This is a genomic window from Mesorhizobium australicum WSM2073, from assembly GCF_000230995.2.
GTDB lineage: Bacteria > Pseudomonadota > Alphaproteobacteria > Rhizobiales > Rhizobiaceae > Mesorhizobium > Mesorhizobium australicum.
Window position 1 is genome coordinate 4221733 of the sequence record NC_019973.1, and the last position, 22807, is coordinate 4244539.

Here is a 22807-nt window from a genome sequence, read left to right on the forward strand (position 1 = left end):
TCCGATGCGATATCCACCGCCACGGCCTCCATTCAGACATTCATGACGGTTCATTCATGTCACGCGACACATTCTACATCACGACCGCGATTTCCTATCCGAACGGCAAGCCGCATATCGGCCATGCCTACGAGCTGATCGCCACCGACGCGCTTGCCCGCTTCCAGCGGCTCGACGGCAAGCAGGTCTTCTTCCTTACCGGCACCGACGAGCACGGCATCAAGATGCTGCAGACAGCCAAGCGCGAAGGCATTTCGGCGCGCGAACTGGCCGACCGCAATTCAGCCGAGTTCAAGCGCATGGCGACCGCGCTCAACGCCTCCAACGACGATTTCATCCGCACCACGGAGGAGCGCCATTACGCTGCTTCGCAGGCGATCTGGAAGGCGATGGCCGCCAATGGCGACGTCTATAAGGGCGGCTATGCCGGCTGGTACTCGGTGCGCGACGAAGCCTATTACGGCGAGGAGGAGACCGAGGTCCGTCCCGACAATGTCCGCTACGGGCCGCAGGGAACGCCGGTCGAATGGGTCGAGGAAGAGAGCTACTTCTTCCGCCTGTCGGCCTATCAGGACAAGCTCGTCGCGCTTTATGAAGGCCAGCCCGACTTCATAGGTCCGGCCGAGCGCCGCAACGAGGTGATGAGCTTCGTCAAGTCGGGACTGAAAGACCTGTCGATCTCGCGCACCACATTTGACTGGGGCGTGCCGGTACCCGGCGACGAAAAGCATGTCATGTATGTGTGGGTCGACGCGCTGACCAACTACATCACCGGCGTCGGCTATCCCGATGAAAAAGATGAGAAATGGAAGTTCTGGCCAGCCGATGCGCACATCATCGGCAAGGACATCGTGCGCTTCCACGCGGTTTATTGGCCGGCCTTCCTGATGTCGGCCGGCATCCCGCTGCCGAAGCGCGTCTTCGGCCACGGCTTTCTGTTCAACCGCGGCGAGAAGATGTCGAAATCGGTCGGCAACGTCATCGACCCGTTCACCATGATCGAGCATTATGGCCTCGACCAGGTACGCTACTTCTTCCTTCGCGAAGTGCCGTTCGGCCAGGACGGCAGCTACAGCCATGAAGCGATCGTCAACCGCACAAACGCCGATCTGGCCAACGGTCTCGGCAATCTGGCGCAGCGCTCGCTGTCGATGATCGCCAAGAATTGCGGCGGCGTGGTACCGAAGCGCGGCGACCTGGCGGAAGCCGACAAGGTGATCCTGGATCAAGCGATCGACGCTCTCGCCACCGCGCGCAAGGCAATGGCCGAACAGGGCATCCATCTGGCACTGGCGGCGATCTTCGGCGTGGTTGCGGAAGCCGACCGGTATTTCGCCGGACAGGAACCTTGGGCGCTCAAGAAAACCAATCCCGAGCGCATGGAAACGGTGCTGTGGACTACGGCCGAAGTGGTCCGGCGCGTGGCGGTTCTATGCCAGCCCTTCATTCCGGGCTCGGCCGGCAAGCTGCTCGACCTGCTGGCGGTGCCGGCGGACTATCGCGAGTTCGTGCATGTCCACGCCGACCACGCGCTCGTTTCCGGGACGGCGCTGCCTGCGCCGGAAGGCGTGTTTCCGCGCTATGTCGAACAGACGGACGCGAACGCCTGATGCTCGTCGACAGCCATTGTCATCTGGATTTTCCGGACTTCGCCGAGGAGCGGGCGGCCATTGTCGCCCGCGCCAAGGCGGCCGGAATCGGCCGCATGGTGACGATCTCCACGCGCGTGAAGCGGTTTCAGCAAGTTCTTGAGATCGCAGAGACTTTCGACGAAGTCTATTGCTCGGTCGGCACTCACCCGCACAATGCCGCCGAGGAGCTCGACGTCACCACCGCCGACCTTGTCCGCCTGTCCACTCACCCAAAGGTGGTGGCGATCGGTGAAGCAGGTCTCGATTATTTCTACGACAAGGCACCGCGCGATGCGCAGGCGCAGGGTTTTCGCGCTCATATCGCCGCCGCCCGCGAGACCGGGCTGCCTCTCGTCATCCATTCACGCGATGCCGACGACGACATGGCCGCCATTCTCGAGGACGAGACAGGGAAGGGCGCCTTCCCGTTCATCCTGCATTGTTTTTCGTCGGGACGGCGGCTCGCGGAGGTCGGCGTGTCGTTTGGCGGCTATGTGTCGTTCTCGGGCATCCTGACCTTCAAGAACTCGATCGAATTGCGCGCCATCGCCGCCGATTTGCCGCGTGACCGGCTGCTGGTCGAGACCGACGCGCCATATCTGGCGCCGGTGCCGTTTCGCGGCAAGCGCAACGAGCCGGCTTACGTCGCGCAAACCGCGAAGGTGCTGGCCGAGACAATCGGCGTCAGCGAGGCTGAGATCGCGGCGGTGACGACCGATAATTTCTTTCGGCTGTTTGGAAAAATGCCTCGCCAGCAGGCGCTCGAGACATGAGCGACCGGCTGCGCCTGACAATTCTCGGCTGCGGGTCATCCCCAGGCACGCCGCGCATCACCGGCGACTGGGGCAATTGCGATCCCACCAATCCCAGGAACCGGCGCATGCGCACGGCGGCGCTTGTCGAGCGCATTGCCGCCAATGGCGGCCGCACCACGGTCGTCATCGACACCGGCCCCGATTTCCGCGAGCAGATGCTGATGGCTTCAGTCAGGCGCATCGACGGGGTGATCTACACGCATCCGCATGCCGACCACATCCACGGCATCGATGACCTGCGCGGCTATGTGCTGGAACAACGGCATCGCATCGGCATCCATGCCGACGAGCCGACCATGCTGCGGCTGCGCGAGGCGTTCGGCTATTGCTTCCAGACGCCGGCAGGCAGTTCCTATCCGCCGATCGTCGACGCCCGCATCATCGATCATACCAGGCCGGTCGTGATCGAAGGAGAGGGGGGTGCCCTCACCTTCGAGCCGCTGCCCCAGATCCATGGCGACATCATTTCGCTGGGTTTCCGCATCGGTGGGCTCGCCTACTGTCCCGATGTCAGCGACTTTCCCAAGACCACCGCAGAACGGCTGCGAGGTCTCGACATGCTGGTCATCGACGCTTTGCAATACAACACGCACCCAAGCCATCTTTCGCTTGGCCAGGCGCTGGACTGGATCGAGGCGCTTTCGCCTGGGAGCGCCGTGCTGACGCACATGCACGTGCCGCTCGATTACACCGCCGTGATGGCCGAGACGCCCGACAATGTCGAACCAGCCTATGATGGCATGGTGATCGAAATCCCATACCAGTCAAACCGCTAGAGGCTGCTGCTCAGTTGGCGTTTCAAGTCGTCGTTTGAACGCTCGAGCATGGGTTCGAGGTCGTGAAGTGCCGGTGGCGCGCATTCACGATGATTGCCGGCAGCGGTCAGAACCGCAGCAATTCCCCGGCCGCGCTACGTGCGCAAGTTCCATAATCTATCTTATGCGACTTTTATCACGGCGTGAAAAGCATCTCGAATCCATCTCACAGCCCTGCTTCACAGCCCTGCTTCACAGCCCTGCTTCACAGCCCTGCTTCACAGCCCGCGCTTCCGAAGCAGACCGGACCAAAAGCGTCTCAAACTCGCGAATGAAACTGGCGCACGCCGCTCCATGCCGCGGTATTCGATCCTGTCGCGACCGACCGCTTCGTCATTCCAGACCAATTCAAAGGCGATGCCTTTGAATCCGAGCTCGCCGATCTGACGCACGATGGTCTCTTGCAGATAGATATCGGATAGTCGCACGCCATCGGGCCGCTCCGGCAACTTGAATATCTCGGCCCCGCCGATGGCCTCCGGCCGAAGGACGAGATTTTCGATCATCATGATACCGCCATCGTCAAACCGGACGGTTCTTGAACGTTCTTCGTCCATCGCATCGACCACATTGGTGACGTTGAACAGCGATATGGGTTCGTCAGCACGAAGCGACAGGAAGTCACCATACGGTTCTAGAATCGGCCTTAGCAACTTCAACGCCGTGCTCCTCAGAATGAGCACGTGCTCGCCGAGCCAAGGAAAATCGGAATATAGCCGGGGTGTTCCGTCTTCTTGCTCGCGCAGGAATTTCATCCGCGGCGGACGCCATCGCTTCTGGCCCAGGTCGCCGAGGCTCGCGAATAGCTGGTAGTCCTCGGCTTGTTGGGGAAGAACCCATTCCTGTCCCTCCACTACACGCGGACTATAGATTTTCACCCGACCTCCTGACCCGGCGCCGCCGACACCGGGACGTCGCTCGAGACATCGCGTCCGGTTTGGCGGACGCCCGTACCGAGCATATCATGCCAGATGACGCGGCGGCGGCGCGCGACGCTTTCCATGTGTTCCTACATCGCGACCGGTCGCATCAGGGCAGCCTCCGGTGGTCGAGCAGGATGCGGTGGATCTGGATTCGCTCCGGTAATTCGATCAGGAACTCCGGGTCGCGGTCGAGATGGTGGACCTTGGTTGGCTCACCCTTGGTGAAAGCCGTCATCGATTCGTGGTCGGGCCAGTACGAGATGGTGGTGAACCAGCTTTCCCCTTCGCGATCCTCGCGAAACGGCTGGACGCCCAGGGCGGTCTTCTCAAGCGGCGGAATACCTTCGGCTCTCAAATAGACTTCGTAAGCGTCGCCTACGTCAGCCCGGGTACGGCCGCGCCAGATGCGTGCGATGGTCGGCGTTGTCGTCATCGATCTTTCTCCTTTTGCACCTCTTCAAATCCTTCTGCTGAGCCATGGACGCGCGTCAGGAAGTCCCGCACCAGCGGAAGCGCGCTATCGAAATGGGTTTCCAGAAGCCAGTGGCCGGCGCCTTTCACTGCGCCGGCATGTAGCCATCTTCCGGTCCCCAGGCGATGAGAGTCGGCGGCTGTCTTTCGCGCAAATAGGCATAGCTGCCAGCGCAGCGCTATCTGCTGGCTGGTCCCGTTGCGCGTAGCGGCAGCGAGGCGTCGTAGGCGTTCCTAAAAATAGTCGAGCACCCCGCTGAAAGCAGTTGCTATTGCAATGACGTGGACGAGGCCAAGCGCCAACCAACCGGCGCGGCCGGCTTGAGCAACAAATGCCCCATAGGCAGGAAACTGTGCCACAGCCAACCCTAGGGAAAGGCCGGTAATCGTGTTGTCGGTCAAAAGAGTTGCCAACATGGGGATTGGATAGAGAATGCGGGCTAGCACATAGTCGCCATGCCCAGCTCCGGCCGAAAAGAGTGCCAGCAGGAAGGCAACGGGAGTAGCGCATAGGCCGAAAAGGAGACCTGCCTGCCATGAGAACTTTGGCAATGTCATTCCCTTCCCCATCAACCACATCTATGCGGATGCGTTCAGCCATAAGAACCGCGGCACTCGACAACAAAGATAGATCATGCGGATTTTCCTCGGTCGGTCCATTCGCTTTATCGCAGTTCCAGTAATCTGCAACGTTTACCCACTTTAGCAAGCTCAATGTCCCCGTCTCAGGGCCGCCTCCAGCTTGGAACCGACGGAACTTCTGGACGGCGATTTCGGCAATGGAATTCGACCATCCCAGCAACTACGCTAGCTTCAATCCATCACGCCTCGGCTGGACTCAAAGGCTTATCAAGAATGACCACACGATCTTCCTTTCTCGGCTTGCCCGATCGCCTCGTCGATGACACGGCCCCCCGCGCGGTGATCTTCGGCGCTGGGCACGGCAGCACCTATCCCGGCAAGGACAGCAGCGGTCATGCCTTGGCCGCCGATGCCATCCGCGTTGCGAGCCAGGGTGATGCCGCGCTCGTCGAGCATTGGGATTTCGATCTCGGCGGCCCGCTGTTCGACGGCAAGCCGGTCTGCTGCGTCGACGCCGGCAACATCCTGACCATCATGCATGACAATGCCAGCAACCGCGCCCGGATCGAGGCGAAGACGCGCGAGGTCCTGTCCTTGCCGGCCGTGCCCATCCTGCTCGGCGGCGACGATTCCGTGGTCAGTCCCTTCCTCGCCGGCTTCGCGGATCACGGGCCTGTCTGGATCCTGCAGATCGACGCCCATATCGACTGGCGAGACGAGGTGCATGGCGAACGCCACGGCTACTCCAGCCCGATGCGCCGCGCGAGCGAGATGGCGCATGTCGCCGGCATGGTGCAGGTCGGACTGCGCAGCGTCGGCAGCGCACGCCTCACGGAAATCGAAGCGGCGCGGCGCTATGGCAGCCGTTTCGTCACCGCCCGCGAGGTCCACGGCCTGGGTGTCGAAGCGGCGCTCGGCCATATTCCGGAAGGCGCGCGAGTCGTCGTTACCCTCGACTGCGACAGTCTCGACCCCGGCATCATGCCGGGCGTGGCCGCGCGTACGCCCGGCGGCCTTACCTACACACAGGTCATCGATCTCATCGCGGGCCTGGGCAAGCGAGCGAGGATCGCCGGATTCGATCTTGTGGAGCTCTATCCGCCAGCCGACATTGACGGCCTGTCGGCGCTCACCGCCGCGCGCCTTCTTGTCAATGTTATCGGCGCCTTGGTCAGGCAGGTCTGAGACCCGACCTGAGGTCGAATACAGCCCCGGTCCGGCTTTGCGCCCGCTTCATGGCTTGCAGGAAAACTTTACCGAGGCCCCTGCTCCAGGCTGATCCGGTAACTCAGCGAACGCCTCGCGCCCGGCGCGATCAGCATCAGGCCGGGCTTGTCGGTGAACTCGCCATCGAAATCCAACGGACTGGCAATGCCGTGCCAGGGCTCGATGCACAGGAACGGTGCGCCGCCGGGTTTGGACCAGATGCCCACTTCCTGAAATCCCTGCCATGAGACCTCGATCGCCGGACCGTCATCGGCGCCATAGCGAACGCTGTTGCTGGCCGGCCGGTCCAGGATCACAGCGTCGTCGTCAAACAGCCGTTCGGACAGCTCGAGCACAGTGCCTTTGACCGGCGTTGGCTGCGGCGTTGCGATGAGCAGGCCATCCTTCAGCCGGCGGATCGGCGCTGGCTCTGCCTGGGCAAACGTCAGGCGATAGGCGTCCTTGGCCATATCGGGCAGAACCGGCCAGTTGAACGCCGGATGCGCCCCGATCGACGCCGGCATCGGTTCGTCGCCCGGGTTGGTAATCTCGAATTCTATGTCGAGTTGCGCCTCGCCCAGCGTATAGGTCACGGCCAGTCGAAATGCGAACGGGTAGTGCGTTCGGGTTTCCGCGTCGTCGGTGAGCACCAGCGTGCAGGATCGAGGCCCCCTCTCCGCCCACATAAAAGGCTTGTCGCGGGCGAAGCCGTGCTGCGTCATCGGATAGGTCTGGCCGCGATGGTGCAGGTGATCGCCCTTCAGCCGGCCGACGATCGGAAACAGCACCGGCGAATGGCGCCGCCAGGCCGGTCCAGCCTGCCACAGGAACTCAAATCCTCGTGCATCCCGCAGGGAAACCAACTCTGCGCCGTGGGCGATGATGGTTGCCGATATGCCCTCGCCATGAAGCGTCAGACTGTCCTGTTCCATATGTTCTCGCGGTTCGTCCGGCGTGGCCGGCAGGCTAGCAAATGGCCGGGCGTGAACTCAAGGTGGCGGACGGCATTTGCATTTCACGCGATCGCGATGAACCTTGATGGTGGGCCAGGCGCCCCTTTCGAAAGAAGAAGGCCGGAGGTTTCCCTCCGGCCAGCCAAGACTCAAAGCTGTTGCCTGCTACGGTCCGGACTATTCCCGCTCGCCGGTAAAATTCAGCAGCAGCTGGAAGATGTTGATGAAGTTCAGGTAGAGCGAGAAGGCACCGAAGACGGCGAGCTTCTGGCGCGACTCCGCATCGAAATTCTCCGCGTATTGCTCCTTGATCGTCTGCGTGTCCCAGGCCGTCAGGCCGATGAACACGGCGATGCCGATGACCGAGATGGCGAACTGCAGCGCGGTCGAGCCGAGAAAGATGTTGACGATGCTGGCGATCACAACGCCGATCAGGCCCATGATCAGGAAGGACGAGAACTGCGTCAGGTCGCGCCTTGTCGTGTAGCCGTAGAGGCTGGTGGCGCCGAACATGGTGGCGGCGATGAAGAAGGTGCGCGCGATGCTGGTGCCGGTGAAGACGAGGAACACCGAAGCCAGCGACAGGCCCATGACGGCACAGAAGGCCCAAAACATCGCCTGAGCGCTTGCCGCTGACATGGTCTGCATCTTGAACGAGAACAGGAGCACGAAGGCGAGCGGCGCCAGCATCACCACCCATTTCAGCGGGCTGGAAAAGATCGGCACATAAAGCGCCGGCGTCGACGACACCAGGAAGGCGACAAGGCCGGTAACCACCAGGCCAAGGCCCATATAATTGTAGACGCGCAGCATGTGCTGGCGCAGGCCCTCGTCATAGACGGCTCCAGTCCGGGCGCCTGTGCCCACGCGGTATCCAAGATTGGGCGTATTCATTCGAGCTCTCCTTTGTGGATTGGTCAGTAAAGCGTTCTGGCGAGCGTTTCGGCGGCGCGGTCGAGATCATGAACCTCGCTCTTGGCGACGACAGCGTAGGCGACATCGCCGATCTGGAAATAGGCCGAGGAGATGTCGCCCGAGGGCGCCATGGTCGGCTTGACCACATCGAAAGTGCCCGGCCGGATCGCAAACAGCGAAACCAGGCCCATCTCCTTGGTGTCGACCGCAATCTCGACACTCGGGCCGAAGCGCGACGGATAGATCTGCACGTCGCGGACCTTCCAGTCCTTCGGCAGTGCCGGCATGACGATGGCGGTGGCGGCGCGGATCTCGCCGGCATTGTAATTAGGCGCCTCGGTCTGCGAGGGCATGTTTTCGCGCAGCAGCGTCGTCCTGTGTGCCTGTACCGCCTCGTCGACATAGGCGGGCGGCTGCGGTGAAGCGACGACCTTGGTCACCGACATCGGCCCGACGATGCCGTTGGCCAACCAACCGGCGGCAACGAAAGCGGCGACCGCTGCCGCGCGTTGCAGCACACCGAAGATGCGGCCCCGGCCAAGCCCCCTCTCCAGCCGCCGCGCGGCATCGGCCGTCGCCGGCCGCGCCATGCCTTCGGAGCCGGCCAGCGCCACGCGCAATTCATCGCGGGTGCGCAGATCCGACATCACACGCGCGGCCGTGCCCGGACGCGCCGACAGGAAGGCTTCGACCTCGATGCGGCGGCTAACGTCGAGCTGGTCGTCGACATAGGCGTCGAGATCGGCGTCCGTAACCGGGTCGACAAGAGCGGTCATGAGTCACCTCCCACGATCCTGAGATGATTTTTGCCCCGGGCGGGCGCCTCTTCCATCTGCCGCAAGGCTGTGCGCGCCCTGCCGATACGCGACATCAGCGTGCCCAGCGGCACGCCGCTGGCGTTGGCGGCCTGCTGGTAGGAGAGCCCTTCTATAGCGACCAGATGCAGCGCCGAGCGCTGCTCTTCCGGCAGGCTGAAAAAGGCTTCGCGAACCTGCGCCAGGCGCACGGAATGGTCCTGCGGCGCCGGAGTGCTGCCGTCGGCCAGATATCGGGCCTGTTCGAGGCGTGCCGCTTCCGAGCGGTGCGAGCGCAGACGGTCGATGAAGGTGTTGTGGACGATCGACAGCAGCCAGGCGCGCAGGTTTCCGCCCGAGCGGAACGTGCCGCGCCGCTCATAGGCGCGCACCAGCGCGTCGTGCACGAGATCCTCGGCCTCGACGCCGTCGCGCGTCAGCGAACGGGCGTAGCGCCGCAGCGACCCGAGCTGTCCTAGGATGTCAAAGCGTGGCATCGACCGTTTCATGCCCTGTTTACGGAGCATGTGGGGATTTTAATCCCGGCCCTGCCGATTTTTCTTCGCGCGAAAATATCGGTTGCAGGTATTTCGTCTCGCCTAGGTGCCGTGAGCGCCCTTAGGTCCAAGTGGTTTTGCCGGCTGGGGAACCGTGACACCGCACGCGCGCAACACCCACCGGCGGCCGTCGCTACGAAAATCGGTGATGCTCAGTGGCTCGACGTCGATCTTTGAGCTGGCGGCAAGCGACGCCCCGAGAACATGCAGGATCGCGGCGCGGATGACGCTGGCATGGGTCACGGCGATGGTATGGCCACGTTCGGCGATTAATCGATCCATCAATCCAGCGGTCCGCCGGGCAACATCGGCCAGCGACTCACCACCATGCGGGACCGCATTCGGATCCGTAAGCCATGCGGCGATTTCTTCAGGCTGTCGCGCCTGCACCTCTTCAAAGCTCTTGCCTGCCCATCGTCCGTTATTCTGGTCGGCCAGCATCGGATCGACGGACGCGTTCAGCGACAGCGCCTCGGCGGTCTGACAGGCGCGAAGCGCCGGCGCTGTCCACACACGGTCGGCGCGACGCAGCGTCCCGCGCATCGCCTTTGCCAATGTCAGCGATCGTGGCTCCAGCGGTTCATCCGAGGGAAACCGCCCTTTCCGGGTCGCCGCCGTGGCACCGGCGCAGATCATGGTCAGACGGACGAGCATGGCATGCCTTCTCTGAAGTGGTTGAAAAGCCGCACCAACAAGGCGCCGCCTTTCGCGCCGGCGCGATCAAAACCGCTGGTGAAACGTGGCCAATTTGCGTATCACTCCGCCGCGCCAACGGAACCATGATGATGTTCGAAGACCTGCAGCCAGCTCCCGCCGACAAGATTCTTGCGCTGATCGGCCTCTATCGCGCCGATCCACGCCCTGGCAAGGTCGATCTCGGTGTCGGCGTCTACAAGGATCGCGACGGCAAGACGCCGGTTATGCGGGCCGTGCGCGAGGCCGAGAAGCGGCTGCTGCAGGGCCAGGATACCAAGACCTATCTCGGCCTTGCCGGCGATACCGGGTTCAACACTGTGATGGCCAAGCTCGCCTTCGGTCCGGGCGCGGACCTGTCGCGCATCCGGGCGGCACAGGCGCCCGGTGGCTCCGGCGCGCTGCGGCTGGTGGCAGAACTGCTCAAGCGGACGCTTTCGGATGCCACGGTCTGGGTCTCCGACCCGACCTGGCCGAACCATATGCCGGTGATGCGTGCCGCCGGCCTGCAGATTCGCGAATATCCCTATTTCGATGCTGCCTCCGGAGCGGTTCGTTTCGACGATATGTTGGCGGCGCTGCGGTCGGCCAACAGCGGCGACGTGGTGCTGCTGCATGGCTGCTGCCACAATCCGACCGGCGCCAATCTGGATGCGGCCCAGTGGGAGGCCATCGCCGATCTCGTCGTCGAGCGCGGCCTGCTGCCATTTGTCGACATCGCCTATCAAGGCTTTGGCGACGGCCTGGAGGCCGATGCCCTCGGCTTGCGGCTGCTGGCCGCGAAAGTTCCGGAAATGGTTGTCGCGTCGAGCTGCTCGAAGAATTTCGCGGTGTACCGCGACCGTGTCGGCGCGGCGATGATCCTGGCCAGGGACGGCGCGCAGGCCGACGTCGCGATGAGCCAGATGCTGTCGGCGGCGCGCGCCATGTATTCGATGCCACCCGACCATGGTGCCGCGGCAGTTCGCATCGTCCTGGAAGACGCCGCGCTGCGTGCCGACTGGGAAGCAGAACTGGAAGAGATGCGTCTTCGTATGCTGAGGCTTAGGGTCGCATTCGCCGAGGCGCTGCGCCGGCAATCCAATTCCGACCGCTTCGACTTCGTTGCCAGCCATCGTGGCATGTTCTCGCGGCTCGGCCTCACGGAAGCGCAGGTCGAAAGGCTGCGCGCCGAGCACGCCGTCTACATGGTCGGCGACAGCCGCATCAACGTCGCCGGCCTGCCCGAGGACGGCATGGATGACCTCGCCAAGGCGATCGTTTCCGTGCTGGACTGACGAGGCGGGTACGGTGCGCCTGTGGACAAGGTCCCCTCGCCGGCTGACAGCGTTGGCCGAGTGGCGGTTCGCGCGATAGCATCCGCACCATGACGCCATCGAAAGACATTTCACGCCTGATCGAGATCATGGCGGCGTTGCGCGCGCCGAAGACCGGCTGCCCGTGGGACATCGAGCAGGACTTCTCCACCATCGCGCCCTACACGATCGAGGAGGCCTACGAGGTGGCGGATGCCATCGCGCGCGGCGATCTCGACGATTTGCGCGACGAACTCGGTGACCTCCTGCTGCAGGTCGTCTACCATGCCCAGATGGCGCAGGAAGCCGGCGAATTCGCCTTCCCTGACGTTGTCCAGGCCATCACCACCAAGATGATCCGCCGCCATCCGCACGTCTTTGGCGATGAGAAGGCCCGCAGCGCCGGCATGGCCAAGGGCATGTGGGAGAAGATCAAGGCGCAGGAGAAGGCCGAGAAGCGACAAGCCCGCCTCGCACGCGGCCTCGACCCGGAGGACAACGGCAAGGGGTTCCTGGACAGTGTTCCGGTCGCCCTGCCCGCCTTGACGCGAGCGCTGAAGCTTCAGGAAAAAGCCGCCCGTGTCGGCTTCGACTGGAGCGAGGCGGCTCCCATCCTGGACAAGATCGAGGAAGAGATCGGGGAGTTGCGCGAGGCTTTGGCCAGGGGTGAGACGGCCTCGATCAAGGACGAGTTCGGCGACATGTTGTTTGCCGTCGTCAATCTCGGCCGTCACCTGAAGCTCGATTCGGAGGCGGCACTCAGCGGCACCAACGAGAAATTCCGCTCACGCTTCCACTATGTCGAGCAGGCCCTGGAAAAATCAGGCGGCTCGCTGGAGGAAGCTAGCCTGGAGGAGATGGAAGCGCTCTGGCAGGAAGCAAAGACTGCAAGGTAAGCCTCTATAGCTCCGGCAATTCCGGACGGAAAGCGCGATACTTATCTTGGAATTTCTGCGCGTTAGCCGTTGTTTTTGCGACGCAATCGGCTTTCAATCTCTTCTCGGGCGCTTTGCGTGGCCTTCAGCGAAACGGTGGCGCTGCCATCGTCATTGTCGGTTCGCGAAACGACATCGCCATTGCGATAAAGCCAGTCGACCAGGCCGAATTGTGCCGGCTCGATGGTCACCGTCAGGTCTTGCAGTTCGCCGGCCATCCGCGTTTCGATAACCGCTTTCAGCGCATCGATGCCTTCGCCTGACACCGCCGATACGGCAATCGGCGGCTCCTTGGAACCGTCGGTGCTATCTGCGAGCAGCCGCTGCCTGTTACCTTCGTCCAGCAGGTCGATCTTGTTCCAGACTTCGATCACGCGCCTGGTGTCGCTGGCGTCGACGCCGAGATCGGCGAGGATGCGCTCGACATCCTCGGCCTGCGCCGCCGTGTCGGGATCGGAAATGTCGCGCAGATGGATGACGAGATCGGCCTCGACCACCTCTTCCAAGGTCGCCCGGAACGCTGCGATCAGATGCGTCGGCAGGTCCGAAATGAAGCCCACCGTGTCGGAAAGAATGATCGGCGTGCCATGCGGCAGCCGCACGCGGCGCAGTGTCGGATCCAGCGTGGCGAACAGCATGTCCTGCGCCAGCACCCCTGCTCCGGTCAGCTTGTTGAACAGCGTCGACTTGCCAGCGTTGGTGTAGCCGACGATCGCCACCACTGGAAACGGCACCTTCTTGCGCTTGGCGCGGTGCAGGTCGCGGGTGCGGCGCACGGTTTCCAGCTCGTGCTTCAGCTTTATGATCTTTTCCTGCAACTGCCGCCGATCGGATTCGATCTGCGTTTCACCGGGGCCACCGAGGAAGCCTGCACCGCCACGCTGACGCTCCAGGTGGGTCCAGCTGCGCACCAGGCGGCCCTTCTGGTAGTTGAGATGGGCAAGCTCGACCTGCAGCGTGCCTTCCTTGGTGCGCGCGCGCTCGCCGAAAATCTCCAGGATCAGCCCGGTGCGATCCAGCACCTTGGCGTTGAATTGCTTCTCGAGATTGCGCTGTTGCACCGGCGTCAGCGGATGGTCGACGATGACCACTTCCGCGTGCCCTTCCCTGACGATCCCGGCGAACTCCTCGACCTTGCCGCTGCCCAGCAACGTCGCCGGGCGCGGGTCGTTGACGGTCACGACCGCCGTATGGATCAGATCAAGGTCGATGGCGCGGGCAAGGCCGACCGCTTCGTCGTGGCGCGCCTCGGCCGAGCGCGTCAGCCGCGGACGGTTCGTGTCATCGTCGTTACGCGGTTGGCGCGTAAGCACAGGCACAATGACAACAGCCCGGGTCGGACCCTTGGCTTCCGTCCCGGGATGATGCGCTGGTTTTCCGCGAACCGTGCCGTCCGCGTCCTTCTCACGTGCCAATCAGGCGCCCTGGCTTTCCTCGCCATCGAACATCTGAACCGGCTGGCTCGGCATGATCGTGGAAATGGCGTGCTTGTAGACGAGTTGGGAGTGACCGTCGCGGCGCAGCAGGACGCAGAAATTATCGAAAGAAGTGACCACGCCGGTCAGCTTCACGCCGTTGATAAGAAAGATGGTGAGCGGGTTCTTGCTCTTGCGAACTGAATTCAGGAACAGGTCCTGAAGGTTTTGCGATCGTTCCGCCATTGTTTTTGTCTTTCGCCGATCCCCTTCGGTTTGCAGCCAATGCGCCAAATTAGCGGGCACATGTCAAGCGCGCAAACACCCTCTTGCCGTCAGTAACGACAAGCAGAACGAGATATATTGATGTTCATTCCACCTGTGCGGTTATCAGGCTGGACTTTTTTCCGCAATGTCAAAAAAGGCATGCCGCAACGAAAGTGTTATTGAGCCGGGGTGGCCATTGGCTATGGGATCGCCGTCAATGGCCACGATCGGCATGGCAATAGTCGTCGCGGAACTGATGAATGCTTCGCGGGCCGCTTTGGCCTCGGCGACGGAAAATTCCCGTTCCTCGATCTTCAGGCCGAGCCTTGCCGCGACTTCGAACATGGTGGTGCGCGTGATGCCGCGCAGAATGCCATGTTCGGCCGGCCGGGTGACCAGAACGCCATCCCTGTTAACGATCCAGGCATTCGACGACCCGCCTTCCTTGACGTTGCCGTCGGCATCCACGAACCACGCCTCCTGTGCGCCCGCTTCCTTGGCCTTCTGCTTGGCCAATACATTGGGCAGCAGCCCGACGGTCTTGATGTCGACACGGTCCCACCGGTTCTCCGGCACGGTGATGACGGCGATGCCGGTCTCGGCTCGCTTGGCTCCCGCAGCAGGATCGGCCTTCCTGGCTGTCACCACCAGCGCGGGCTTGACGTTCGCCGATGGGAAGACAAATTCCCGGCTGGCGACACCGCGCGTCACCTGAACATAGACCAGGCCGTTGACGACATGATTGCGGTTGACCACTTCGCGTAGGATCAGCGGCAACACATTGCGTGTCACCGGCCAGGCGATCGACAGTTCGGTCAGCGAGCGGTTCAGCCGGGCAAGGTGACGCGGCATGTCGACGATGAAGCCGCGCGCCACCTCGCAGACCTCGTAGACGCCGTCGGCGAACTGGTAGCCGCGATCCTCGATATGCACGGCGGCATCGGCATGAGTGATGTAGCGCCCGTTCACATAGGCAATGCGCGGCATGGTCACCTCGGGAGATTTGGTTCGGCCTGTTTAAGCGATTCCGCCGTGCAGGTAATGGACAATCGCGTGGGCCACCGAGGATTGGGTCAGACGCCCAGCGACTTCAGCTTGCGGTGCAAGGCGGAACGCTCCATGCCGATGAACTCGGCCGTCTTCGAAATGTTGCCGCCGAACCGGTTGATCTGGGCGATCAGATAGTCCTTTTCGAACTGTTCGCGTGCCTCGCGCAGCGGCAGCGCCATTATATGCTGGTCCGACTGGTTCGGCGTGCGCGGCATGACATCCCCGATTTCGGACGGCAGCAGATCCGCGGTGATCGGCGCGTCCACGTCCTCGCCGCGCGCCAGGATCATCAGTCGCTCGACGTTGTTGCGCAACTGGCGCACGTTGCCCGGCCAGTTGTGCGCCTGCAGCACGGCCAGCGCGTCGTCGCCGATACGGCGTGGCTTGATGCCAGCTTGGCGGGCGATCTGCTTCATGAAGTTGTCGACGAGATAGGGAATGTCCTCGCGCCGCTCGGCCAGTCCCGGCACCATGACCGGAACCACGGCGAGCCGGTGATAGAGATCCTCGCGGAAACGCCCGTCGGCGATCATCGCCTCGAGGTTCTGCGAGGTCGAGGAAATGATGCGGACGTCGACCTTGACCCGCTTAGTACCGCCCACCCGCTCGAATTGCTGTTCGACCAGGACGCGCAAAATCTTGTTCTGCGTCTCGCGCGGCATGTCGGCCACTTCGTCGATGTAGAGAATGCCGCGATGGGCCTCCTCCAGCGCCCCCACCTTGCGTTCGACCCCGTTCGATTCGGTGCCGAACAGTTCGATCTCCATGCGTTCAGGCGTGATATTGGCGGCGCTCAGTGTCACGAACGGCCCGCCCTTGCGCGTCGACAGCGTATGAATGGCGCGGGCGGCCAGTTCCTTGCCCGATCCGGAAGGGCCAACGATCATCACCCGGCTGTTGGTCGGCGCGACACGCTCGATGGTCTGGCGCAACTGGCTCATCGCCGAGGACATGCCGATCAAATCGAAAGTCTCGCCGCTGCGCAGCTTGAGGTCGGAAACTTCGCGGCGCAGTTTCGAGGTCTCGAGTGCGCGTTCGGCAATGAGGATCAGCCTGTCGGCCTTGAACGGCTTTTCGATGAAATCATAGGCGCCGCGACGGATGGCGGAAACCGCCGTTTCGATGTTGCCGTGGCCTGAAATCATCACTACCGGCAGGTTCGGGTGCATGGTCTTGATCTCGTCGAGCAGCGCCAAGCCGTCCAGACGCGAACCCTGCAGCCAGATATCAAGGAAGATCAGCCTCGGTGCTCGGTCGGCGATGGCCGCCAGTGCGCTGTCGGCATCGAATGCCGTACGGGTTTCGTGACCCTCGTCACTCAGGATGCCCGCGACGAGTTCGCGGATGTCTTCCTCGTCATCGACGATGAGAATATCAGACGCCATTATCGACCTTTTCAGTTTCTCTTTCGTGGTCCGCCTTGGTTTCGCCGCGCGGCAGCGCGCTGGTTGCAGGCGGCAGGATGATGCTGATCATCGCGCCGCGCCCGCCGTGGAAATCCGCAGGCGCGTCATGGAGTTCCAGCCTGCCGCCATGGTCCTCCACGATCTTCTTGACGATAGCGAGACCAAGCCCGGTGCCCTTTTCACGCGTGGTCATATAGGGCTCCAGCAACCGTTGGCGATTCTCGCGCGGCAGGCCTTTGCCATTGTCGATGACATCGATGCGAATCGCGCCATTCTGACGGCCGGCTTGAATCCGGATTATGCCGTGCGAACCGTCCTTATGTTCCAGTCCGTCGATCGCCTCGGCGGCATTCTTGATCACATTGCCGAAAGCCTGGGCCATCAGCCGGCTGTCGAACGTGCCCTTGAGCGGCTCGTTGCCGAATATCCGCTCGAAGGTGATGTCGGCGCGGCTGACTTCGACCAGGAAGGAAGCCTCGCGCAGCGATTCGCGCAGGTCGATGGCCTTCATCTCGGGCTTTGGCATGCGCGCGAAAGCCGAGAACTCGTCGACCATGCGGCCGATATCCTCCACCTGCCGGATAATGGTGTCGGTGCACTGGTCGAAAACCTCGCGGTCTTCGGTGATGACCTTGCCGTAGCGGCGCTTGATGCGTTCGGCGGAAAGCTGGATCGGCGTCAGCGGATTCTTGATCTCGTGGGCGATGCGCCGCGCCACGTCGGCCCAAGCGGATGAGCGCTGGGCCTGAACCAGATCGGTGATGTCGTCGACGGTCACGACGTAGGATTTTTCCTCCGAGCCGTCGTCGCCTGCCTCGATGGTGACCTGCACATTGAACGTCCGCTCGGCGCCGGCGCGATAGAAGGTCACCTGTTCGCGGTAGACCGGCTTGCCGGATTTACGGCCGATCTCGAAGACGCGGCCGACATGCGGCAGGATCGCGGAAAGATTCTGCCCAAGTGCCGCGCTGGCGGAAACGGCCAGCATCGATTCGGCAGAACGATTGACGATGGTGATGATGCCGTAAGGGTCGACGCCGATGACGCCGGCGGTGACACCGGCAAGCACGGCTTCGGAAAAACGCCGCCTCTCATCGATCAGGTCCTTCGCCGACAGGATCTCGTTGCGTTGTGATTTGAGCTCCAGCAGCATCTTGTTGAACGTGTCGCCGAGCGAGGCGACATCGCCATCGGATGGCCGCACCGGCACCGCGACGTCGAGATTGCCGGTCGCGACTTCGTCGGCAGCGCCGATCAGCTGACGGATCGGCCGCACGAGCCGGTCGGCAACAGCTATGCCGGTCCAGATTGCCGACAGGATGATGATCAGGGTCAGCGACAGATAGGGCAGCGCAAACGCCACTTGCGAGGTACGCCTGTTGTCCTCGAGATTGCGATACTCGTCGGTGTTGGACCTGACGATCTGCCGCGCCTTGATCACCTCGGGGTCGACCAGACGGATGGTGTAGAGATAGAGGCCATCGAGCTCGCGCAGCTTGACGATGGCGCCCATGATGTTGCGCGTGCGCGGCTCGATCAGCACCGGCTTGCCGTCGGTGGCGGTGGCCACCGCTCCTTCCGGCGGTTCCGGCATGGCGAAATCGGCATCGGTCTTGGCGCTCATGACGAAGGAGCCATCGGGCTTGATCAGGGCGGCATGCGCCAGCGAGCGCCCCACGGCTTCCTTGTTCATGAGATCGAGAAAGCCGGTGCGATCGAGGCCGTAGAGCGTTCGCGACGCATCGAGATCGTAGGCCATCGACAACGTCGTACCCTGCAGGTTGCGCGCGTTCTCCTGCACATAGGCGTCGGCGATCGACAGGGACGAATTGACGATCGTCTTGGTGCGAATTTCGAACCAGCGATCAAGGCCGATATCGAGCGTGATCGAGGCGATGATCGCCACCATGATGGCGGGAATGGCGGCAACGAGAGCGAACATGGCAACGATGCGCACATGCAGCCGAGAAGCCGCTTTGCCATGCCGGCGCGCCATGACGATGCGATGCACCTCGCGTCCAACCAGCGCGATGAGGAAGAGCACGAAGGCGGCGTTGAGAGCGATCAGCGCCCAGGTCGTTTTGGCGTCAGGCGCAATCGGTGTCGCACCGACCAGGATGGCGAACGAAATAGCCGCCATGACCAAGGCACCGACGACCGCCACCACGCCGGGGAGTGCCAGCAGCCGGCGCCCGTCGCGCGCGCCAGGTTCGCTGAAGAGCGGTTTGTTGAGTACAGGTGTCTGCGGAGCCATGTCGCCGTCTAGAGCCAGTGATTGCGTCCGATCTATGCAACGCATTGTGGCGATTATGCAACAAGTGTGACAACTACAGGACTCTTTCCCCGGTCGGTCCCCTGAAAAGATCCTGTATGCAGCGCGGGCTCAGGTCTGGCGGGAGGACTTGTAAACGTTGACGCCCAATTCGCGAATCTTCTTGCGCAGGGTGTTGCGGTTGAGTCCCAGGAGCTCCGCGGCCTTGATCTGGTTGCCGCGGGTTGCCGTCATCGAAGCCAGCACCAACGGATATTCGACTTCGGACAAGATACGCTCGTACAGACCGGCAGGCGGCAATTCGCCCGCAAAGGAGGCGAAATAGCGCTGCAGGAAGTGCTCCACCGCCTGCCCGATGGAAAGATCGTCGGGAATGAGGTTGCCGCCACCCGGTACCACGGGGCGTTCGCCCGTCTTGAGCTCCGTCTCGATGATCTCGGCGGAAATCTCGTCCTGCGAATAAAGCGCGGCGAGCCTGCGGACCAGGTTTTCCAGCTCGCGCACATTGCCTGGCCAGGGATAGCGCTTCATCAGTTCGATGCCGCCGGAAGAGATGCGCTTGGTCTGCAGCCCCTCCATTTCGCCGAGCTTGAAGAAATGGCGCACCAGATCGGGCACATCCTCGGAGCGTTCGCGCAGGGCCGGCAACCTGAGCGGCACGACATTGAGACGGTAGAAAAGATCCTCGCGGAAGAGGCCCTGGTTGATCAGCGTACGCAGGTCCTTGTTGGTGGCGGCGACAATGCGCACATCGGTCTTGATCGGCGTGCGGCCGCCGACAGTCGTGTACTCGCCCTGCTGCAGGACGCGCAGCAAGCGCGTCTGCGCCTCCATCGGCATGTCGCCGATCTCGTCAAGGAACAGCGTGCCGCCCTCCGCCTGCTCGAAACGGCCAGTCGAGCGGCTCTGCGCGCCGGTGAAGGCGCCCTTCTCGTGACCGAACAGTTCCGATTCAATAAGGTCGCGCGGGATAGCCGCCATGTTGATGGCAACGAACGGGCCGCCACGACGGCGCCCATATTCATGCAGCGCTCGTGCCACCAGTTCCTTGCCGGTGCCCGATTCGCCCGAAATCATCACCGTCAGGTCGGTCTGCATCATGCGCGCCAGCATGCGGTAGATGTCCTGCATGGCCGCCGAACGGCCGACCAGCGGCATCGTTTCGGGCGGCTCTTCTTGCCTGGCATCGATCTTCGGCCGCCGGGGCTCGGACAAAGCGCGGTTGACGATGTTGAGGAGTTCGGTCAGATCGAAAGGCTTCGGCAGATATTCATAGGCGCCCGTTTCGGAAGCGCGGATCGCCGTCATGAAGGTATTCTGGGCGCTCATGACGATGACAGGCAGGTCCGGCCGCGCCTTCTTGATGCGCGGCAGCATGTCGAAAGCGTTCTCGTCCGGCATCACGACGTCGGTGATGACGAGATCACCCTCGCCGGCCGCGACCCAGCGCCACAGGGTCGACGCGTTGGAGGTGACGCGCACCTCGTGACCGACACGCGACAGGGCCTGATTGAGAACGGTGCGGATCGCAGCATCGTCGTCGGCGACTAGAATATTGCCGCGAACGGTCATTTGCGGCCTCCTTCACCGTCTTGATCAGCGCCAAGCGCCGTTTCCTTCCAGGCCGGCATCAGGACCCGGAATGTTGTCGCGCGCGGCGTCGAATCGCATTCGATGATGCCGCCATGTTCACCGACGATCTTGGCGACCAGCGCCAGCCCGAGCCCCGAGCCGTTCGGCTTGGTGGTGATGAAGGGATCGAACAGGATTGGCAGGATATCCTCCGACACGCCGGAACCATTGTCGCGCACGCAGAACTCCAGCGGCAGCGACACGCGGTCCTGCGTCCCCGGAACCGAAACGCGAATACCGGGCCGGAAGGCGGTGGACAGCACGATCTCGCCCTGGGGGTCGCTGCCGATTGCCTCGGCGGCGTTCTTGATCAGGTTGAGGAACACCTGGATCAGCTGGTCGCGATTGGCAAATACCGGAGGCAATGACGGATCATAGTCCTCCAAAATCTTGATTTTCCTAGCGAAGCCGTTCTTTGCGATCGCTTTCACATGATCGAGCACCACATGGATGTTAACGGGATAGCGGTCGATCGGCCGCTCGTCGGAAAACACCTCCATGCGGTCGACCAGCGATACGATACGGTCCGTCTCGTCGGTGATCAGCCGCGTCAGCGCGCGATCCTCATCGGAAGCGGACAGCTCGAGCAGCTGAGCCGCCCCCCTGATGCCGGAGAGCGGGTTCTTGATCTCATGCGCCAGCATCGCCGCCAGACCGGTCACCGAGCGCGCCGCGCCGCGATGCGTCATTTGCCGGTCGATCTTGTCGGCCATCGACCGCTCCTGGAACATGACCACGACGGAGCCCGGAAACTCCGGCACCGGCGCGACATAGAGATCGACGACCTTTTCGATGCCGAGGCGCGGCGACGAAACGTCGACCCGATATTCGTTGACGGGCGCGCGGCGCTCGCGCACCTGGTCGACCAGTGTCAGCAGCGGACTGCCGAAGGGTATGAGCTTGGACAGGGTGTTGCGCGCCAGCATGGTCGCGCTGGAGCGAAAGAAGTCCTCGGCATCGGCATTGGCGAAGGTGATGAAGCCTTCCTCGCTGATCATGATCACCGGGCGGCGGATCGTGTTTAGCACGATCTGGGCAGCATCCGCCATTTCAACGCCTTGGCCAGGGGTTGCGGTCATGCGGCGCTCCGCAGGTTCAAGGTTTGCGGATCGCGCGAAAACACGTCACGCAGCAAGGCAATGACGCGGGCCGGTTCGGACGCGGTCAATATCGCTTTCCTACTCTCGCCAGCGACACCCTCGGCATGTCGGTCGAGATACCAGCCCAGATGCTTGCGCGCTTGGCGCAGGCCGCTCTCGATGCCGTAAAGCGCCAGCATGTCCTCGTAGTGGGCGGCAACATAGTCGGTAAGCGCTTGCGGGGTCTCGGGAATGCCCGGCGAAAATGTCCCGGTGGCAGCCGCAGCGATGCCGCCGGCGACCCACGGCGCGCCATAATGGGCGCGGCCGACCATCAACGCGTCGGCGCCGGACTGTTCGAGAACGGCGACTGCCTCGCTTGGGGAGCAGACATCGCCATTGGCGACGACCGGAATGGAAACAGCCTCCTTGACGCGAGCGATGGCGCGCCAGTCCGCCTTGCCCTGGTAGAACTGGCAGCGTGTGCGGCCGTGGACCGTGACCATCCTGACGCCCGCCTGCTCGGCCCGGCGCGCCAGGATAGGAGCGTTGAGCACGCCTTCGTCCCAACCCAGCCGCATCTTGACCGTCACCGGCACCTGGACCACGCCTACCACGGCCTCGATCAGCGAGAGCGCGTGGTCGAGATCCAGCATCAATGCCGAACCCGCATAGCCACCGGTGACCTTCTTGGCCGGGCAGCCCATGTTGATGTCGATGATGTCGGCGCCCTCGCCGGCGGCGATCCGCGCGCCTTCGGCCATATGCTTGGCCTCGCGCCCGGCAAGCTGCACCATATGGACGGGCAGTCCGGAATGGCGTATCCGCAGGCCACAACCCGCCCTGCCCTTGGCGAGCTCGCCGCTGGCCACCATTTCGGACACGACCAGGCCTGCGCCATGCCCATGGGCGCGCTGCCTGAACGCCTCGTCCGTGATCCCCGACATTGGCGCGAGGAAGACGCGGTTGCGTATTCTGACGCCGCCGACGTCGAGAGACTGGGCCAATCCGGTCAAGTTAACCATGCACAAAAACCAAGCACGTCCATTCGTTGCACATTCTCTAGCCAGATCGAGAGAAATGTGCAACGCGGAATGACGC

General features: G+C 62.7%; 22 protein-coding genes. 6 read left to right on the plus strand and 16 right to left on the minus strand.

The genetic code is table 11. From position 1 onward, the window contains the following. Positions 1-56 precede the first annotated feature (56 nt). From metG to MESAU_RS20240, 3 genes are read left to right on the plus strand one after another with little or no spacing between them, the layout of a single operon-like run. Positions 57-1610 (plus strand): methionine--tRNA ligase, encoded by a 1554-nt coding sequence (gene metG, locus MESAU_RS20230; RefSeq protein ID WP_015317902.1) that lies wholly within the window; start codon positions 57-59, stop codon positions 1608-1610. Then, entirely contained in the window at positions 1610-2404 is a 795-nt protein-coding gene (locus MESAU_RS20235) for a TatD family hydrolase (protein ID WP_015317903.1), read from the plus strand. Before metG ends, MESAU_RS20235 begins: the two co-directional genes overlap by 1 nt. Further along, positions 2401-3222, plus strand: a complete 822-nt coding sequence (locus tag MESAU_RS20240; protein WP_015317904.1) for an MBL fold metallo-hydrolase — start codon at positions 2401-2403, stop codon at positions 3220-3222. Before MESAU_RS20235 ends, MESAU_RS20240 begins: the two co-directional genes overlap by 4 nt. 257 nt (positions 3223-3479) lie before the next feature. Here MESAU_RS20240 and MESAU_RS20245 read toward each other — a convergent pair whose 3' ends face one another. The 3 genes from MESAU_RS20245 to MESAU_RS20255 all read right to left on the minus strand — a co-directional run bounded on the left by MESAU_RS20245 (position 3480) and on the right by MESAU_RS20255 (position 5213). Further along, positions 3480-4139, minus strand: a complete 660-nt coding sequence (locus MESAU_RS20245; RefSeq protein WP_015317905.1) for an imm11 family protein — start codon at positions 4137-4139, stop codon at positions 3480-3482. Positions 4140-4290: 151 nt separating this feature from the next. Beyond that, on the minus strand, positions 4291-4617 hold the full coding sequence (locus tag MESAU_RS20250) for a hypothetical protein (protein WP_015317907.1): 327 nt from the start codon (positions 4615-4617) through the stop codon (positions 4291-4293). Positions 4618-4889: 272 nt separating this feature from the next. Then, complete coding sequence (locus MESAU_RS20255; protein ID WP_015317908.1) at positions 4890-5213, minus strand: hypothetical protein; 324 nt, start codon at positions 5211-5213, stop codon at positions 4890-4892. A 297-nt stretch (positions 5214-5510) separates the two neighbouring features. On the opposite strand from MESAU_RS20255, the gene MESAU_RS20260 reads away from it, so the two are divergent. Next, a complete protein-coding gene (locus MESAU_RS20260) occupies positions 5511-6422 on the plus strand; it encodes an agmatinase (protein ID WP_015317909.1) in 912 nt (303 codons plus the stop codon). Between the two features lie 68 nt (positions 6423-6490). On the opposite strand, the gene MESAU_RS20265 is transcribed toward MESAU_RS20260, so the two are convergent. The 5 genes from MESAU_RS20265 to MESAU_RS20285 all read right to left on the minus strand — a co-directional run bounded on the left by MESAU_RS20265 (position 6491) and on the right by MESAU_RS20285 (position 10316). After that, the gene (locus tag MESAU_RS20265) at positions 6491-7375 is read right to left on the minus strand and encodes an aldose 1-epimerase family protein (protein WP_015317910.1); all 885 of its coding nucleotides are present in this window, start codon (positions 7373-7375) and stop codon (positions 6491-6493) included. Between the two features lie 198 nt (positions 7376-7573). Next, on the minus strand, positions 7574-8290 hold the full coding sequence (locus MESAU_RS20270; protein ID WP_015317911.1) for a Bax inhibitor-1/YccA family protein: 717 nt from the start codon (positions 8288-8290) through the stop codon (positions 7574-7576). A gap of 23 nt (positions 8291-8313) precedes the next feature. Then, complete coding sequence (locus tag MESAU_RS20275; RefSeq protein WP_015317912.1) at positions 8314-9087, minus strand: anti-sigma factor family protein; 774 nt, start codon at positions 9085-9087, stop codon at positions 8314-8316. Next, positions 9084-9614: a sigma-70 family RNA polymerase sigma factor gene (locus MESAU_RS20280; protein ID WP_041163458.1), complete on the minus strand. Its 531-nt coding sequence runs from the start codon at positions 9612-9614 to the stop codon at positions 9084-9086. The genes MESAU_RS20275 and MESAU_RS20280 overlap by 4 nt, the downstream gene beginning before the upstream one ends. A 90-nt stretch (positions 9615-9704) precedes the next feature. Next, positions 9705-10316, minus strand: a complete 612-nt coding sequence (locus tag MESAU_RS20285) for a histidine phosphatase family protein (protein ID WP_015317914.1) — start codon at positions 10314-10316, stop codon at positions 9705-9707. Positions 10317-10447: 131 nt separating this feature from the next. Here MESAU_RS20285 and MESAU_RS20290 point away from each other — a divergent pair, with 131 nt between their 5' ends. Both MESAU_RS20290 and mazG read left to right on the plus strand, forming a co-directional pair. Continuing rightward, positions 10448-11632 carry an amino acid aminotransferase gene (locus MESAU_RS20290; RefSeq protein ID WP_041163840.1) on the plus strand — a complete coding sequence of 395 codons (1185 nt, stop codon included), beginning with the start codon at positions 10448-10450 and terminating at the stop codon, positions 11630-11632. A gap of 89 nt (positions 11633-11721) precedes the next feature. Continuing rightward, complete coding sequence (mazG, locus tag MESAU_RS20295) at positions 11722-12546, plus strand: nucleoside triphosphate pyrophosphohydrolase (protein ID WP_015317916.1); 825 nt, start codon at positions 11722-11724, stop codon at positions 12544-12546. Positions 12547-12608: 62 nt separating this feature from the next. On the opposite strand, the gene hflX is transcribed toward mazG, so the two are convergent. The 8 genes from hflX to dusB form a co-directional block, all read right to left on the minus strand. Further along, a complete protein-coding gene (hflX, locus tag MESAU_RS20300; RefSeq protein ID WP_015317917.1) occupies positions 12609-14000 on the minus strand; it encodes a GTPase HflX in 1392 nt (463 codons plus the stop codon). Further along, positions 14001-14246: an RNA chaperone Hfq gene (gene hfq / locus MESAU_RS20305; RefSeq protein WP_006202172.1), complete on the minus strand. Its 246-nt coding sequence runs from the start codon at positions 14244-14246 to the stop codon at positions 14001-14003. A 144-nt stretch (positions 14247-14390) separates the two neighbouring features. Further along, on the minus strand, positions 14391-15254 hold the full coding sequence (locus MESAU_RS20310) for a D-amino-acid transaminase (RefSeq protein ID WP_015317918.1): 864 nt from the start codon (positions 15252-15254) through the stop codon (positions 14391-14393). 86 nt (positions 15255-15340) lie between these two features. Continuing rightward, positions 15341-16702, minus strand: coding sequence for a nitrogen assimilation response regulator NtrX (ntrX, locus tag MESAU_RS20315; RefSeq protein ID WP_015317919.1), 1362 nt, complete (start codon positions 16700-16702; stop codon positions 15341-15343). Beyond that, positions 16692-19022: a sensor histidine kinase NtrY-like gene (locus tag MESAU_RS20320; protein ID WP_411961428.1), complete on the minus strand. Its 2331-nt coding sequence runs from the start codon at positions 19020-19022 to the stop codon at positions 16692-16694. The genes ntrX and MESAU_RS20320 overlap by 11 nt, the downstream gene beginning before the upstream one ends. 84 nt (positions 19023-19106) lie before the next feature. Then, positions 19107-20567 (minus strand): nitrogen regulation protein NR(I), encoded by a 1461-nt coding sequence (ntrC, locus tag MESAU_RS20325; protein WP_015317921.1) that lies wholly within the window; start codon positions 20565-20567, stop codon positions 19107-19109. After that, positions 20564-21706 carry a two-component system sensor histidine kinase NtrB gene (locus MESAU_RS20330; RefSeq protein WP_015317922.1) on the minus strand — a complete coding sequence of 381 codons (1143 nt, stop codon included), beginning with the start codon at positions 21704-21706 and terminating at the stop codon, positions 20564-20566. Before MESAU_RS20330 ends, ntrC begins: the two co-directional genes overlap by 4 nt. After that, positions 21703-22731 carry a tRNA dihydrouridine synthase DusB gene (gene dusB, locus MESAU_RS20335; protein WP_015317923.1) on the minus strand — a complete coding sequence of 343 codons (1029 nt, stop codon included), beginning with the start codon at positions 22729-22731 and terminating at the stop codon, positions 21703-21705. The genes MESAU_RS20330 and dusB overlap by 4 nt, the downstream gene beginning before the upstream one ends. Positions 22732-22807: the final 76 nt, after the last annotated feature.